The organism is Kitasatospora sp. NPDC058965, from assembly GCF_042741245.1.
Classification (GTDB): domain Bacteria; phylum Actinomycetota; class Actinomycetes; order Streptomycetales; family Streptomycetaceae; genus Kitasatospora.
The window spans coordinates 19,749-34,159 of the sequence record NZ_JBHYKG010000056.1 but is presented as its reverse complement, the minus strand read 5'-3'; the positions used below and the strand labels follow the sequence as shown (position 1 = coordinate 34,159).

14 protein-coding genes are annotated in these 14,411 nt (G+C 74.3%); 5 read left to right on the top strand and 9 right to left on the bottom strand.

Annotated elements, in window-relative coordinates; genetic code table 11:
- From ACFW1A_RS12540 to pdhA, 3 genes are all read right to left on the bottom strand, one after another.
- Positions 1-440: biotin/lipoyl-containing protein (locus tag ACFW1A_RS12540; RefSeq protein WP_380407993.1), on the bottom strand; the 440-nt coding region annotated here is incomplete at its 3' end.
- A 5-nt stretch (positions 441-445) separates the two neighbouring features.
- Complete coding sequence (locus tag ACFW1A_RS12535; RefSeq protein ID WP_380407991.1) at positions 446-1,417, bottom strand: alpha-ketoacid dehydrogenase subunit beta; 972 nt, start codon at positions 1,415-1,417, stop codon at positions 446-448.
- Positions 1,418-1,423: 6 nt separating this feature from the next.
- On the bottom strand, positions 1,424-2,569 hold the full coding sequence (gene pdhA / locus ACFW1A_RS12530; protein ID WP_380407988.1) for a pyruvate dehydrogenase (acetyl-transferring) E1 component subunit alpha: 1,146 nt from the start codon (positions 2,567-2,569) through the stop codon (positions 1,424-1,426).
- A gap of 365 nt (positions 2,570-2,934) precedes the next feature.
- Between pdhA and ACFW1A_RS12525 the strand changes: the two genes are divergently transcribed.
- Both ACFW1A_RS12525 and ACFW1A_RS12520 read left to right on the top strand, forming a co-directional pair.
- Positions 2,935-3,594: a response regulator gene (locus ACFW1A_RS12525; protein ID WP_380407984.1), complete on the top strand. Its 660-nt coding sequence runs from the start codon at positions 2,935-2,937 to the stop codon at positions 3,592-3,594.
- A gap of 123 nt (positions 3,595-3,717) precedes the next feature.
- Positions 3,718-4,839, top strand: a complete 1,122-nt coding sequence (locus ACFW1A_RS12520; protein WP_380407982.1) for a phosphotransferase — start codon at positions 3,718-3,720, stop codon at positions 4,837-4,839.
- A gap of 7 nt (positions 4,840-4,846) precedes the next feature.
- Here the strand turns inward: ACFW1A_RS12520 and ACFW1A_RS12515 are convergent, their stop codons facing one another.
- The 4 genes from ACFW1A_RS12515 to ACFW1A_RS12500 all read right to left on the bottom strand — a co-directional run bounded on the left by ACFW1A_RS12515 (position 4,847) and on the right by ACFW1A_RS12500 (position 9,752).
- Positions 4,847-6,553, bottom strand: coding sequence for a protein kinase (locus ACFW1A_RS12515; RefSeq protein WP_380407979.1), 1,707 nt, complete (start codon positions 6,551-6,553; stop codon positions 4,847-4,849).
- 92 nt (positions 6,554-6,645) lie between these two features.
- Positions 6,646-8,082: a protein kinase gene (locus tag ACFW1A_RS12510; RefSeq protein ID WP_380407977.1), complete on the bottom strand. Its 1,437-nt coding sequence runs from the start codon at positions 8,080-8,082 to the stop codon at positions 6,646-6,648.
- A 139-nt stretch (positions 8,083-8,221) separates the two neighbouring features.
- On the bottom strand, positions 8,222-8,839 hold the full coding sequence (locus tag ACFW1A_RS12505) for a bacterial proteasome activator family protein (protein WP_380407975.1): 618 nt from the start codon (positions 8,837-8,839) through the stop codon (positions 8,222-8,224).
- A gap of 55 nt (positions 8,840-8,894) precedes the next feature.
- Positions 8,895-9,752, bottom strand: a complete 858-nt coding sequence (locus tag ACFW1A_RS12500; protein ID WP_380407972.1) for a hypothetical protein — start codon at positions 9,750-9,752, stop codon at positions 8,895-8,897.
- A gap of 219 nt (positions 9,753-9,971) precedes the next feature.
- Between ACFW1A_RS12500 and ACFW1A_RS12495 the strand changes: the two genes are divergently transcribed.
- The gene (locus tag ACFW1A_RS12495) at positions 9,972-10,562 is read left to right on the top strand and encodes a GNAT family N-acetyltransferase (RefSeq protein WP_380407970.1); all 591 of its coding nucleotides are present in this window, start codon (positions 9,972-9,974) and stop codon (positions 10,560-10,562) included.
- A 78-nt stretch (positions 10,563-10,640) separates the two neighbouring features.
- On the opposite strand, the gene ACFW1A_RS12490 is transcribed toward ACFW1A_RS12495, so the two are convergent.
- The gene (locus ACFW1A_RS12490; RefSeq protein ID WP_380407968.1) at positions 10,641-11,618 is read right to left on the bottom strand and encodes an NAD(P)H-quinone oxidoreductase; all 978 of its coding nucleotides are present in this window, start codon (positions 11,616-11,618) and stop codon (positions 10,641-10,643) included.
- A 288-nt stretch (positions 11,619-11,906) separates the two neighbouring features.
- On the opposite strand from ACFW1A_RS12490, the gene ACFW1A_RS12485 reads away from it, so the two are divergent.
- A complete protein-coding gene (locus tag ACFW1A_RS12485) occupies positions 11,907-12,527 on the top strand; it encodes a cyclodeaminase/cyclohydrolase family protein (RefSeq protein WP_380407966.1) in 621 nt (206 codons plus the stop codon).
- Positions 12,524-13,369 (top strand): bifunctional 5,10-methylenetetrahydrofolate dehydrogenase/5,10-methenyltetrahydrofolate cyclohydrolase, encoded by an 846-nt coding sequence (locus ACFW1A_RS12480; RefSeq protein WP_380407964.1) that lies wholly within the window; start codon positions 12,524-12,526, stop codon positions 13,367-13,369. Before ACFW1A_RS12485 ends, ACFW1A_RS12480 begins: the two co-directional genes overlap by 4 nt.
- Here the strand turns inward: ACFW1A_RS12480 and ACFW1A_RS12475 are convergent.
- Complete coding sequence (locus ACFW1A_RS12475; protein WP_380407962.1) at positions 13,366-14,409, bottom strand: potassium channel family protein; 1,044 nt, start codon at positions 14,407-14,409, stop codon at positions 13,366-13,368. The two genes, ACFW1A_RS12480 and ACFW1A_RS12475, sit on opposite strands and share 4 nt — an antisense overlap.
- Between the last annotated feature and the right edge of the window lie 2 nt (positions 14,410-14,411).

The following is a 14,411-nucleotide window of genomic DNA, read 5'->3' as shown; positions in this document are numbered from 1 at the left end:
ACCGGGGCCGCAACGGCCGCCGCGGGCGCGGCCGGGGCGGCACCGCGCCGGGCCCGGCGCTGCGCGCCACCGGTGCGCGGGCCGTAACCGACCAGCACCGGCTCGCGCCGCTCCGGCTCGGGCTCCTCCTCGGCCGCCGCGGCGACCGGAGCGGGGGCGGCCGGGGTCGCCTCGGCGGGCGCGGCGCCCGCCACCGCGACGGCGATGATCGCGGTGCCCACGTCGACCGTGGTGCCCTCGGGGAAGTGCAGCGCCTGCACCGTCCCGTTGAACGGGATCGGCAGCTCGACCGCCGCCTTGGCGGTCTCCACCTCGCAGACGACCTGGCCGTCCGTGACGGTGTCGCCCACCTGCACGTACCACTTGAGGATCTCGGCCTCGGTCAGGCCCTCGCCCACGTCGGGCATCTTGAACTCACGGAGTGCGGTCATGGATCTCACTCCTCTCAGAACGCCAGCGCGCGGTCGACGGCGTCCAGCACCCGGTCCAGGTCGGGCAGGAACTGCTCCTCGACCCGGGACGGCGGGTACGGCGCGTAGTAGCCGCCGACCCGCAGGATCGGCGCCTCCAGGTGGTAGAAGCACTTCTCGGTCAGGCGGGCGGCCAGCTCGGCGCCCATGCCCATGAAGACCGGCGCCTCGTGCACCACGACGCCGCGGCCGGTGCGCTTGAGCGAGTCCGCCAGGGTGGTGAAGTCCACCGGCGACAGCGAGCGCAGGTCGACCACCTCCAGCCGGTGCCCGTCCTGCTCGGCGGCCTTGGCCGCCTCCAGGCAGACCTTGACCATCGGCCCGTAGGCGAACAGGGTCAGGTCGGTGCCCGGGCGGACCACCTTGGCCGCGTGCAGGTCCAGCCCGGGGGCGGCGGAGATCTCCGCCTTGTCCCAGTACCGGGCCTTCGGCTCCAGGAAGATCACCGGGTCGTCGCACTCCACCGACTGGCGCAGCATCCAGTACGCGTCGTCCGGGTTGGACGGGGTGACCACCCGCAGGCCCGCGGTGTGCGCGAAGTACGCCTCGTGCGACTCGCTGTGGTGCTCCACGGCGCCGATGCCACCCGCGTAGGGGATGCGCACGGTGACCGGCAGCTTGACGTGGCCGAGCGCACGGGCGTGCATCTTGGCCAGCTGGGTGACGATCTGGTCGAAGGCCGGGTAGACGAAGCCGTCGAACTGGATCTCCACGATCGGCCGGTAGCCGCGCAGCGCCAGCCCGATCGCGGTGCCGACGATGCCGGACTCGGCCAGCGGGGTGTCGATCACCCGGTGCTCGCCGAAGTCCTTCTGCAGACCGTCGGTGACGCGGAAGACGCCGCCCAGCTTGCCGACGTCCTCGCCCATGATCAGGGTCTTGGGGTCGGTCTCCAGGCAGCTGCGCAGGCCCTCGTTGATGGCCTTCGACATGGTGAGCTTGGACATGAAGGGCTACTCCCCACCCTCGAAGGACTGCGCGTACGCGACGTACTCGGCCCGCTCCTCGGCCACCAGGGCGTGCGGCTCGGCGTACACGTGGTCGAAGATCAGGGTCGGGTCCGGGTCCGGCATCGAGCGCACGCCCTCGCGCACCCGCAGGCCCAGCGCCTCGCTCTCGGCCTCGATCCCGGCGAAGAAGGCCTCGTCGGCCAGGCCCTCGCGCTCCAGGTGCGCCTTGAGCCGCAGGATCGGGTCCTTGGCCTTCCAGGCCTCGGTCTCCTCGTTGGAGCGGTAGCGGGTCGGGTCGTCGGAGGTGGTGTGCGCGCCCATCCGGTAGGTGAACGCCTCGATCAGCACCGGACCGGAGCCGCTGCGCGCGCGGTCCAGCGCCCAGCGGGTGACCGCCAGGCAGGCCAGCACGTCGTTGCCGTCCACCCGCACGCCCGGGAAGCCGAAGCCGGCCGCGCGACGGTACAGCGGGATCTTGGTCTGGTTGATGGTGGGCTCGGAGATCGCCCACTGGTTGTTCTGGCAGAAGAAGACCACCGGCGAGTTGTAGACCGAGGCGAAGGTGAACGCCTCGTTCACGTCGCCCTGGCTGGACGCGCCGTCACCGAAGTACGCGATCACCGCGTCCTCGGTGCCGTCCTTGGTGATGCCCATCGCGTAGCCGGTCGCGTGCAGCGTCTGCGAACCGATCACGATGGTGTAGAGGTGGAAGTTCTTCTCGTTCGGGTCCCAGCCGCCGTGGTTCACGCCGCGGAACATGCCGAGCAGGTTGAGCGGGTCCACCCCGCGGCACCAGGCGACGCCGTGCTCGCGGTAGGTGGGGAAGGCGTAGTCCTTCTCCCGCAGCGCGCGACCGCTGCCGACCTGCGCCGCCTCCTGGCCGAGCAGCGAGGCCCACAGGCCCAGCTCGCCCTGGCGCTGCAGCGCGGTGGCCTCGGCGTCGAAGCGGCGCACCAGGACCAGGTCCCGGTACAGCGAGCGCAGCTCGTCGGGGGTCACGGTCAGCGGGTAGTCCGGGTGCTCGACCCGCTCGCCCTCCGGGGTGAGCAACTGGACGAGCTCGACGGGGGCGTCCTGCCCCGTGCCGGAGCTGGCGGGGACGCCGGGGGCGGCCTTCTTGCGCGCCCTCGACGTGCTTTTGACGGTCACGTTCACTCCTCGGTCTGTCCGGCCGCCCGGGGTCGCCGGTGACCGGTCCGGTCACCTCCTCGCACGGCGCGCGGGGTGTGCACGCCTACTACGCGGCAGGTGGTGATCCTCTTCCGACGGCGTCCCACGAGAACGTTACCCAGCGGGCGCGGTCGGCGCGCCTGCGCTAGGACGTCCTAGTTGTTCCGGGCCTGGGTGGGGGCCGGGCCGGGCTCGTGGCGGGAGACCGACATGGGTGTGCCGTCAGGACACCAGCGCACGCTATCCGTACGGCGCCCTTCGCGTAAGGGGTTGACCGGGCAAATTTGCTGTGCTGCGTGGTGTGCGCCGGGGCCCGCGGGTCGCTCGTGTGCGAGCATGTGCCGGTGACTGGAAACGGACAAATCAGGGTTTTCCTCCTCGATGATCACGAGGTGGTCCGCCGGGGTGTCCACGAACTGCTCGCCGACGAGCCGGACATCGAGGTGGTCGGCGAGGCCGGCACCGCCGCCGAGGCGCTGAGCCGGATCCCGGCCGTCTCCCCCGACGTGGCCGTGCTCGACGTGCGGCTGCCGGACGGCAACGGGGTCGAGGTCTGCCGCGAGATCCGGTCCCAGCTGCCCGGGGTCCGCTGCCTGATGCTCACCTCCTTCTCCGACGACGAGGCGCTGTTCGACTCGATCATGGCCGGGGCCGCCGGCTACGTGCTCAAGGCGATCCGCGGCACCGACCTGCTCTCCGCCGTGCGCGACGTGGCGGCCGGCAAGTCGCTGCTCGACCCGGTGGCCACCAGCCGGGTGCTGGAGCGGCTGCGGCAGGGCGGCGAGAAGGAGGACGAGCGGCTGGCCCAGCTGACCAAGCAGGAGCGGCGGATCCTGGAGCTCATCGGCGAGGGGATGACCAACCGGCAGATCGGCAACGAGCTCCACCTGGCCGAGAAGACGGTGAAGAACTACGTCTCCAGCCTGCTGGCCAAGATGGGCATGGAGCGGCGCACCCAGGCGGCCGCCTTCGTGGCCCGGCTGGACCGCGGCACCGGAGCCTGACTCCCCCACCAGGCAGGACAGTTCGCGCAGGTCAGACGGTCAGGGCCGGCGGCGCCGCGTTCAGTACCGGACAAATTCCGCCATCCCGCCCAAGATCGTCGGGCATCGCTACGATGACCGAGCGTGACAGAGCGTCAGATTCTGGCCGGCCGGCCGGGTGCACCGCCACTGCCCGTCGACCCCGCCGCCCCGGACGGACCGGACGCCGGCGCCCCACCGGTCGGCACCCTCAGCCCGCCGGTGGCGGTGGAGACCGTCGCCCAACTGCTGCGCGGCTACCGGACCGGCCGGCTGCTGGAGGTCGTGCCGGTGGCCGAGGGCCTGCTCAACCGCGGCTACCGGGTCACCACCAGCTGCGGCCGGTACTTCCTCAAGTGCTACGTGGAGCCGGCCACCGCCGCCCCCGCCGCGATCGCCGCCCAGCACCGGGCCACCGACCTGCTGGCCGCGCTGGGCCTGCCGGTGCCGCCACCACTGGCCGACCGGACCGGACGCACCGTCACCCGGCGGGACGGCCGACGGTTCGCGCTCTACCCCTGGGTGCCCGGCGAGCACCGCACCGGTGCCGAGCTGGACCTGACGCAGTGCTCCGAGCTGGGTGCGCTGCTCGGCCGGTTGCACAGCGCGCTGGCCCAGGTCTGCGCCCCGGTGGTGCAACCCCTCGCGGTGCCCACCGCCGATCCGGCCGGCACCGCCGCGCTGATCGGCGAGCTGCGCCGGCTGGCCGCCCGGCACCGCCCGTACGGCGCCTTCGACCGGCTCGCCGAGCGGCGACTGGCCGAGCGGCTCGACCTGCTGGCCGCGCACCGGCACCGGCGACCCGCCGACACCGCGGTGGGGCGCTCCGGCTGGGTGCACGGCGACTTCCACGGCCTCAACCTGCTCTACCAGGGCGAGCGGGTGGCCGCGGTGCTGGACTGGGACCGGCTGCGGGTGCGGCCGCGGGCCGAGGAGGCGGTGCGGGCGGCCACCCTGGTGTTCCACCACCCGGTCGGCGGCGAGCTGGACCTGGCCCGGGTGCGCCGCTACGCCCGCGGCTACCGGCAGGCGGCCGGGGCCGGCCCGGCCGAGCTGCGGTTGGCGGTGCACCGGGTCTGGTGGGAGCGGCTGAACGACTTCTGGATGCTGCGCTGGCGCTACCAGCGCAACGACCCGCGCGCGGACCCGCTCTTCCCGGCGGCCGCCGCGCAGACGGTCTGGTGGTGCCAGGAGTACGAGCAGGTCCTCGACGCGTTCGTGAACTGATCCCCTGTCAGGGCGTCGGAAGAACGATCTTGGTCGAGCTGCTGGACGGCAAGGGGTTCGGACTCTTCTCCGTCGGCGAGGCCGACGAGCTGGCCGTGGAGCTCGCCGAGGCCGAGGAGCTGGCGCTGGCCGACCCGCTGGCCGAGGCGCTCGGCGAGCTGGAGCGGCTGGCGTGCCCGGTCGGGGAGCCGGTCGGGAAGCTGTCGGTCGGCTGGTAGCTCGGGGTCCGGGTGCGGCTGGGCGTGTAACTGGGCGTGGGCGCGCTGGTCGGCGCGCTGGTCTGGTCGGTCGGCGACTGGCTCGCCTCGGCCGGGGCGCTCGGCGCGGTCGGCGCGTGCGAGCCGGCCGAGCTGTTGTTGGCGGCCACCGCGATGCCGACGCCGGCCGCGGCCAGGATCAGCAGGCCGGCCACCCAGGCCAGGGCCCGGCGCTTGCCCGAGCCCGGCGGGCGGTCGTCGTAGCCGTCGTCCCCGCCCTCGTAGCCGCCGCCACCGCCGTAACCGCCACCGCCGCCGGCCGGCGGGTAGGACTGCGGGGTGCTGCCGCCGTACGGCATCACGGTGGTCCGCTCGGACGCGGGCAGGCCGCCGAGCACCGCGGTGACCGCGGTGCCCTCGGGCGGCGTCCCCGCCCCGCCGCCGGGGTGGCCGACCCCGCCGGCGCCGTGCATCTCGCGCAGCGCGTGCTGCACGTGGGCCCGGAACTCGTCCGCGCTCTGGAACCGCGCGTCCGGGTTCTTCGCCAGCGCCCGCAGCACCAGCGCGTCCAGCTGCCAGGGCACCCGGGAGTGCGCCTCGGACGGCGGCACCGGCGGGTCCTGGACGTGCTGGTAGACCACCGACAGCGGCGTGTCGCCGGTGAACGGCGGTCGCAGCACCAGCAGTTCGTAGAGCATGCAGCCGGCCGCGTACAGGTCGGAGCGGTGGTCGACCGGCTTGCCCAGCGCCTGCTCCGGCGAGAGGTACTGCGGGGTGCCCATCACCATGCCGGTCTGGGTCATGGTGGAGGCGTCGCCGGAGAGCGCGCGGGCGATGCCGAAGTCCATCACCTTGACCGCGCCGGTGGTCGTGATGATCACGTTGGCCGGCTTGATGTCGCGGTGCACGATGCCGTGCCGGTGGCTGTAGTCCAGCGCCTCCAGCACCCCGGCGATGATGATCAGCGCCTGGTCGACCGGCGGGGCCTCCTCGGCCACCAGCAGCTCGCGGACGGTCCGCCCCTCGACCAGCTCCATCACGATGTACGGGGTGGACTCCCCGTTCACCAGCTCCTCGCCGGTGTCGTAGACCGCGACGATCGAGTGGTGGTTGAGCGAGGCGACCGAATGCGCCTCCCGGGTGAACCGCTGCCGCGAGACGTCGTCCTGGGCCAGCTCGGAGCGGAGCAGCTTGACCGCGACCGTCCGGCCGAGCCGGATGTCCTGGGCGGCGAAGACCTCGGCCATGCCGCCGCGACCGAGCCGGTGGGTGATCCGGTACCGGCCCTCGCCCAGCGTGCCCAGCGCGGCCGCCGTGCCCCGGCCCGGGGTGGCCGGGCCGCCGTACGGGGCTCCCGGTCCCTGGCCGTGCGGCCGGGCCGCGGTGGTCTCCTCGGCCTCGGGGGCGGGGGGCTGCGGGATCTCGGCGGTGACGGCCTCGCCCTGGGCGTCGGGTCCGATGTCCGAGGAGGGGGCCCGCCCCTCCTCGCCGTCACCCGGCTGCTGCGTCTGTGCCATTACTCCTCGCCCCGGGCCGCGCGCTCTCGCGGTCGCCCTTTCGATTCGCTTCCCAGCACGCTACCGCCTGGGGCGCCGGACCCCCGAATGCGTCAGTTCGGCGCGGGGCCCGAGTGGAGCTGGGCCACCACCGCCTGCAGCGCGGGCAGGCTGGTGGAACTGGTGGTCCGGGTGGCCACGATGGCGATGATGATGATGATCAGCACGATCAGGCCGATGATCACGCCGACCACCACCAGCGCGGTGGAGCAGCCGTTGTTGTTCGCCTTGACCGGGGCGTACGGCGCCGGCTGCGGAGCCTGCATCGGCATCGGCGCCGGCGTGTGCGCCTGCTGCGGGAAGGCCGGCGGGGTCTGGTACGGCTGCGGGGGCGGCGTCTGGAACGGCTGCGGCGCGGGCGTCGCGTAGGGCTGCGGCGCCGGGGTCCGGTACGGCTGCTGGAACGCCGGCTGGGGCGGCGGGGTCTGCGGGCCGTACGGCGGCGCCTGCGGCGGCTGGTACGGCTGCTGCACCTGCGGCGTCGGGGTGCGGATGTCGCCGTTCACCGGCGGGAAGTTCGCCAGCGAGGAGGAGTGGTTGGCCCGCGGCCCCTCGCTGATCACCAGCGGCGAGGCGACCAGCGGCGCGGCCCCGCCCTTCTCGCCGGCCGCGACCCGCTCGACCTCCTCGCGCATCGTCTCGGCGGTCGGGAACCGGTGCGCCGGGTCCTTGCGCAGCGACCGCGCCACCAGCGCGTCGACCGCCGGGCTCACCGCGCGGTTCATCGTGGAAGGGGCCGGCGGCTCCTCCTGCACGTGCTTGTACGCGATCGAGAACGGCGAGTCCCCGTCGAACGGCAGCTGGCCGGTGAGCAGTTCGAAGAGCATGCAGCCGACCGAGTAGAGGTCGGAGCGGGCGTCCACGCTCTTGCCCAGCGCCTGCTCGGGCGAGAGGTACTGCGGGGTGCCGACCACCATGCCGGTCTGGGTCATCGAGGAGACGCCCGACTGCATCGCCCGGGCGATGCCGAAGTCCATCACCTTCACGACGCCCTTGGTGTTCACCATGACGTTGCCCGGCTTGATGTCGCGGTGCACCAGGCCCTGGTCGTGCGAGACGTCCAGCGCGGCCAGCACCGCGGCGGTGATCTTCAGCGCCTGCTCGGTGGGCATCGCACCGTGCTCGGCGATCGCCTGGTTGAGCACGTCGCGCAGCGAGTGGCCCTCGACGTACTCCATGACGATGTACGGGACGGTCCCCCCGTCCGGGGTGACCTCCTCGCCGCTGTCGAAGACCGTGACGATGTTGGTGTGCTGCAGCCGGGCCACCGCCTGCGCCTCGCGGCGGAACCGCTCGCGGAAGGAGGCCTCGCGCCCCAGCTCGGTGTGCAGCGTCTTGATCGCCACCGGGCGGCCGAGCACCGTGTCGTGGGCCAGGTGGACGGAGGCCATCCCGCCCTGGCCCAGCAGGTGCTGCAGCACGTAGCGGCCGTTGCCCAGCGAGTGGAGCTGCGACTGCGGCTGGTCCACTCCGGTGCCGTCCTCGCTCATGGTCTCTGCTTCCCCCTCGGCCGGGGCCGGCCGGCCGCGCGACATGGTGGTGTGATCGGTTAACCGGCGCCAGGGTATCGGCACCGCGCCCCGGCGGAGCCCGCAGGGGCGCGGTGCTGACCGCAGCTCAGGCCGCCGCCTACAGGTACGGGCCCGAACGGATGCCGCGGCCCTCGCCCGGGTCGTCCAGGTCCGCCTCGCCCAGCGAGCCGGGCGGCAGGGCGCGCCGCATCTGCTCCAACTGCGCCCGGGCAGCCATCTGCTGGGCGAACAGCGCGGTCTGGATGCCGTGGAACAGGCCCTCCAGCCAGCCCACCAACTGGGCCTGGGCGATCCGCAGTTCCGCCTCGGTCGGGATCGAGTCCTCGGTGAACGGCAGCGACAGCCGCTCCAACTCCTCGACCAGCTCGGGGGCCAGCCCGAGCTCCAGCTCCTTGATCGAACTGGCGTGGATGTCCTTCAGCCGGGCCCGGCTGGCCTCGTCGAGCGGGGCCATCCGGACCTCTTCGAGCAATTGCTTGATCATGCTGCCGATCCGCATCACCTTGGCCGGCTGCTCGACCATCTCCGTCACCGGAAGCTCCCGGTGTTCCCCCTCCTCGTTCTCACGGGCGAAAGCGCGCCCGCCCCCGGCGGTACCCACCGCCGTGCCGTCCTGGCCGACGATCAGCACCTGCGGGCTCTCCCCAGCCCCGTCCGATCGCCCGGCTTGCTGGTACGGCTCGTGCTCGGGCCGTTCATTCAGCGGCTTCGTCATAACACCTTCATATGCTTCGACGCTCGAAGGGGTCAACCGACGGGCCGCCCCGCGGTCAGCGGCGGCGCAGCCGCAGGCCCACCAGGCCCAGCCCCAGACCGATCAGCAGCAGGCCGGTACCCAGCGGCAGCACCAGGGTGGACCAGCGCAGCTGCACCACGGCGGCCGGGGGCAGCAGCACGGCGGCGGCCTGCACCGGGGCGGCCGGCTCGACGGTCGGAGTGTCCGCAGCGGTGGGCCGATCGGGTTCCACCGCGTCCGCGGCCGAACCGGTGCCCGGGTCCTGGTCGTCGCCCTGGGCCTGGTCCTGGGCCGGGTCCTGATCGGCGGCCGGGTCGCCGGCCAGCGGCACGGCCTCGGGGAGCTCGCTGCTCGGCGGGTCGGCCGGGGGCGGGACGGCCGGGACGGCGCGGGACGGGGCGGACGGACCGGGGTGGGACGGACCGGGGTGGGACGGGGACGCGGCAGGGGTGCCGGGCGCGGCACTGGGGTGGGCCGCCGGGGTGCCGGCCGCGGCAGCGGACGGGGCGGTCGTGGTGCGGCTCGCGGAGCCGCTCGGGGTGCCGGTGGCTATCGAGCCGCTGGGCGCGGGGGTGGGGGCGGCGGTCCGGGTCGGGCCCGCGGTCGCCGGGGGGCTCACCGGGTTGCTCGCCGCGGCGCCGGCCGGGCTGCCCGGGTCGCTCGGCGACCCGGTGGCCGGGTCCGCGGAGGGCTGCGGCATCGGGCGCAGGGCGGGGCGGTCGGCGGTGCCGTCGGCCGTGCGGTCGGCGGTGGCCCGCGGGCCGGCCGAGGGGTCGGCGGCGGCCTGGGCGGTGGCCGGCAGCAGCAGGGCGAGCAGGGCCGGGGCGGTCACGGCGGCGGCCGCGAACCGGTGCGAGCGGCGGGACTTCGAGAGCGGGGGCAGCGCGGGCATGACCACGGACGACGTCCTTCCGACGGCCGGCACCCGTGCGGGCAGCGGCGGCGGGACAGCTCCGATCCAGCGTCACACAGCCGGACAATCCGGGCATGTCGTACCCCACCCTTCCCCACCCAGTGCAATGGCACTAGCCTGGGGCAGCACGCGTACCAAACGCTTGTTACGTACTGCTGTCCCCTTCCTTCCCGCTCACCGCCGCGCCTGGAGGCCGTCGTGTTCGCCGTCCCGCTCTCCGACACCCTGCCCGCCGAGCTGCGCCCGCTGGAGCCCTGGCACGCCGAGGAGTTCCTGGCCCACATGGACCGGGCCCGGGAGAACCTGAACCGGTTCATCGGCTTCGCGGACCTGACCACCGACCTGGACTCCGCCCGGGCCACCCTGCAGCGCTACGCCGACCGGGCCGCCGCCGACACCGCCCGGATCTACGGGATCTGGCTGGACGGCACCCTGGTCGGCGGCGTGATGTTCCCGCACTTCGAGGCCAAGCAGGGCTGGGCCGAGATCGGCGTCTGGGCGGAGCCGGCCGGCGAGGGCCTCGGCCTGGTCTCCGCCGGGGTCCGCGAGCTGATCGAGTACGCCCTGGTCGAGCGCGGGCTGCAGCGCGTGGAGTGGCTGAGCAGCACCCGCAACGCGCGCAGCCGGGCGGTGGCGCAGCGGGCCGGCATGACCCTGGAGGGGGTCAAGCGCTCCTACTACCCGCACGGCGGGATCCGGCACGACAAGGAGATCTGGGCGCTGCTGGCCGAGGAGTGGCAGGACAGCGAGCCGCGCGCGACCCTGCTGCGCTCGCGCGCGGCCCGCTGACCGCCGGACCGCGGCCGTCGGTGCCGCTGCCCTCCGCCGAGGACAGCGGCACCGGCACCGGCACCGGCACCCGGAAGCTCAGACCTGCAGCACGATCTTGCCGACCTGCTCCCCCGCCTCCAGCGCGCGGTGCGCCTCGCCCGCCTCGGCGAGCGGGAGGACCCGGTCGATCACCGGCTTGACCACGCCCGACTCCACCAGCGGCCAGACGTGCTCGCGCACCGCCGCGACGATCGCCGCCTTCTCGGCGAGCGGGCGCGGGCGCAGCGAGGTGGCCACCACGGCGCCGCGCTTGGCCAGCAGCTTGCCCAGGTCCAACTCGCCGCTGCGCCCGCCCTGCAGGCCGATGATCACCAACCGGCCCGCCACCGCCAGCGCGTCCACGTTCCGCGCCAGGTACTTGCCGCCCATGATGTCCAGGACCACGTCGGCCCCGTGCCCGCCGGTCGCCTCCGCCACCGCCTGCACGAAGTCCTGCTCGCGGTAGTTGACCAGCACGTCGGCGCCCAGCTCCTTGCACCGGGCCAGCTTCTTCTCGCTGCCCGCGGTCACCACCACCTTGGCGCCGACCGCCTTGGCCAACTGGGTGGCCATGGTCCCGATCCCGCTGGCCCCGCCGTGCAGCAGGACCGTCTCCCCCGGGTGCAGGTGGGCCACCATGAAGACGTTCGACCAGACCGTGGCGGCCACCTCGGGCAGCGCGGCCGCGGCCACCAGGCCCAGTCCGCGCGGGATCGGCAGCAGTTGGCCGACCGGCACCGCGACCAGTTCCGCGTAGCCGCCGCCCGCCAGCAGGGCGCAGACCTCGTCGCCGACCGCCCAGCCCGACACCCCCGGGCCCAGCGCCGCGATCCGGCCCGCGCACTCCAGCCCGAGGTACTCGGGCGCCCCGGGCGGCGGCGGGTAGTGACCCTGACGCTGCAACAGGTCGGCGCGGTTGACGGCGGTGGCGGCCACCTCGACCAGCACCTCGCCCTCACCGGGCACCGGATCGTCGACCTTGGCCCAGGTCAGGACCTCGGGTCCGCCCGGCTGGGGAATCGTGATTGCGTGCATGGCTCGAAGCTACCGGCAGGTGGCGCCGAACGGGCCCGTCCCGCCGCCGTGCCGCCCGTCGGCCGAGCCGCGGCGGCACCGCTCGCCGCGCACCGGACCGGCCGGGCGGGGCAGCTGAACAGCCGTCGACCGGTCGGTGTACTCCCGTGCAAGAAGAGCGAGTTGGCGATTGTCAGGTGCGCCGCAAGGGAACGGTGGGCAGCACCGGCCGGCCACGGGGGGCACCGTCTGACACTGCGTCAGATATGGCAGGATGCCGGTACCGATCCTCCGACCGGAAGAGCCGCCGTGCGCGACGAGACCATCAGCGAATTCCTGGACCGCCTGGCCGACCGGGTGCCCGCCCCGGGCGGCGGCGCCTCGGCCGCCCTGCACGCCGCCCAGGCGGCGGCCCTGCTGGCGATGGTGGCCCGCTACAGCACCGGGGAGAAGTACGCCGCCCACCAGCAGGTGGTGGAGCGGATCATCCGGGAGAGCGACGCGCTGCGCGGGCGGGCCCTGACCCTGGCCGAGCAGGACGCGGCCGCCTTCGGTGCGGTCGCCGAGGCCTACCGGCTGCCCAAGGAGGACGAGGAGCAGCGCGCCGACCGGTCGGCCGCGATCGCCCGGGCCCTGGTCGGCGCGGCCCGCCCGCCGGCCGAGGTGATCACCGCCGCGCTGGACGCGGTCGAGCTGGCCGAGACGCTGCTGCCGATCGGCAACCCGACCGTGGTCACCGACGTCGCGGCCGCCGCCGAGGCCGCCCGCGCCGCGGCCACCACCGCCCGGGTCAACGTCGAGGTCAACCTGACCGGGATCCGCGACGAGCGCAGCCGCGCGGCGCTGCTGGCCGACACCGCCCGGGTGGACGAGATCGCCGCCCGCGCCGAGCAGATCACCGCCGCCGTCCGGGCGGAGCTGGTCAAGTGACCGCCGTGCTGCTCGGCGGCCGGGAGCTGGCCGCCGCGATCCGGACCGAGGCGGGCAACCGGGCCGCCGAGCTGACCGCCGCCGGGTGCACCCCGCAGCTGGCCGTGGTCACCGCCACCGCCGACGAGTCCAGTGCCTGGTACGTGCGCTCGATCGCCAACGCGGCCGAGAAGACCGGGCTGCGCTGCGAGGTGCACGACCTGGGCCCGGAGGCCGAACCGGCCGCGGTGCGCGAGCGGCTGGAGCAGCTCAGCGCCGACCACACGGTGCACGGGTTGATGCTGCAGACCCCGCTGCCGCCCGGCGCCACCCTGGAGGAGCTGGCCTCGGCGATCGCCTTCGAGAAGGACGTGGACGGCGCCAACCCGCTCTCGCTGGGCCGGTTGGCCGCCGGCATGCCGGCCTTCGCGCCGGCCACCGCGGAGGCCGTGGTGGCGCTGCTGGACTTCCACAAGGTGCCGCTGAGCGGGCGCCGGGCCGTGGTGGTGGGCCGCTCCACGGTGGTCGGCAAGCCGGTCGCCCACCTGCTGCTGGACCGGGACGCCACGGTGACGGTCTGCCACTCGCGGACCGCCGACCTGGCCGCGGTGACCCGCACCGGCGAGGTGCTGATCGCCGCGGTCGGCCGGGCCGGGCTGATCACCGCCGCGCACCTGACCCCCGGCGCGGTGGTGGTGGACGTGGGCACCAACCCGACCCCGGACGGCGGCCTCACCGGCGACGTGGCCGCGGACGCCGCCGCGGTGGCCGGTGCGCTCACCCCGGTCCCGGGCGGGGTCGGCCCGGTCACCACCGCGCTGCTGCTGCGCCACACCGTGCTGGCCGCGGACCGGGCCGGTTAGCGGCCTGACGCGGCGCTAGGAGCCGGCCGGGCCCGCCGGATGGTGATCAGCCGGTCCGCCGGGTGCAGTGCGGCGGCCTGCGGGTCGTAGTAGTCGAGGAGCCGGCCGTCCCGGACCACCGCCACCACCAGGTCGGCGCAGTCCCGGGGCGAGCGGCCGACCTCGGCGTCGGTCACCGTGCGCTCCGCCACGTCCAGCCCCCGGCCCTGGGTGAGCAGCGCCTCCATCACCGCGCCGATGTCCGGGCTGAGCATCGACATGCCCAGCAGCCGGCCGGCCGAGCTGGAACTGGTCACCACCACGTCGGCCCCGCTCTGCCGCAGCAGCGGCGCGTTCTCGTCCTCGCGCACGGCGGCCACCACGGTGGCCCGCTGGTTGAGCTGGCGCACCGTCAGGGTCACCAGCACCGCGGTGTCGTCCCGCTCGGGGGCCACCACCACCCGGGTGGCCCTGGGAAGTTCGGCCCGCAGCAGGGTGTCGGTGCGGGTGGCGTCGCCGACCACGCCGGCCAGCCCGTCCAGCGCCGCCTGCTCCACCACCCGGCGCTGGGGGTCGACCACCACGATCGACTCCTTGGCCAGCCCGTGCCCGAGCAGGGTCTGCACCGCGCTGCGCCCCTTGGTGCCGTAGCCGACGATCACCGCGTGCTGCTGCACCGAAGTCCTCCACCGTCTGACCCGCCACTGCTGCCGGGTCCGCTCGGCCAGCACCTCCAGGGTGGTGCCGACCAGGATGATCAGGAAGAGCACGCGCAGCGGGGTGATCACCAGGATGTTGGTCAGCCGGGCCCCCGCACTGACCGGGGTGATGTCGCCGTAGCCGGTGGTCGAGAGGGTGACGGTGGCGTAGTACGCCGCGTCCAGCAGCGAGACCCGGTCGTCGGCGCTGTCGTGGTAGCCGTCCGCGTCCAGCCACACGATCAGCGTGGTCACCACCAGCACCGCCAGCGCCAGCGCGATCCGCCAGCCCACCTGGCGCAACGGCGGACCGCTGCCGCGGACCGGCAGCAGCACCCCGGGGTCGGCCTCGACTCTGCGCACCG

Excerpts from the sequence above, each read along its gene's own strand:
- ACFW1A_RS12500 (WP_380407972.1), bottom strand. The coding sequence starts at position 9,752 with ATGCCCGCGCTGCCCCCGCTCTCGAAGTCCCGCCGCTCGCACCGGTTC.
- ACFW1A_RS12505 (WP_380407975.1), bottom strand. The coding sequence starts at position 8,839 with ATGACGAAGCCGCTGAATGAACGGCCCGAGCACGAGCCGTACCAGCAA.
- ACFW1A_RS12510 (WP_380407977.1), bottom strand. The coding sequence starts at position 8,082 with ATGAGCGAGGACGGCACCGGAGTGGACCAGCCGCAGTCGCAGCTCCAC.
- ACFW1A_RS12535 (WP_380407991.1), bottom strand. The coding sequence starts at position 1,417 with ATGTCCAAGCTCACCATGTCGAAGGCCATCAACGAGGGCCTGCGCAGC.
- ACFW1A_RS12515 (WP_380407979.1), bottom strand. The coding sequence starts at position 6,553 with ATGGCACAGACGCAGCAGCCGGGTGACGGCGAGGAGGGGCGGGCCCCC.
- ACFW1A_RS12490 (WP_380407968.1), bottom strand. The coding sequence starts at position 11,618 with ATGCACGCAATCACGATTCCCCAGCCGGGCGGACCCGAGGTCCTGACC.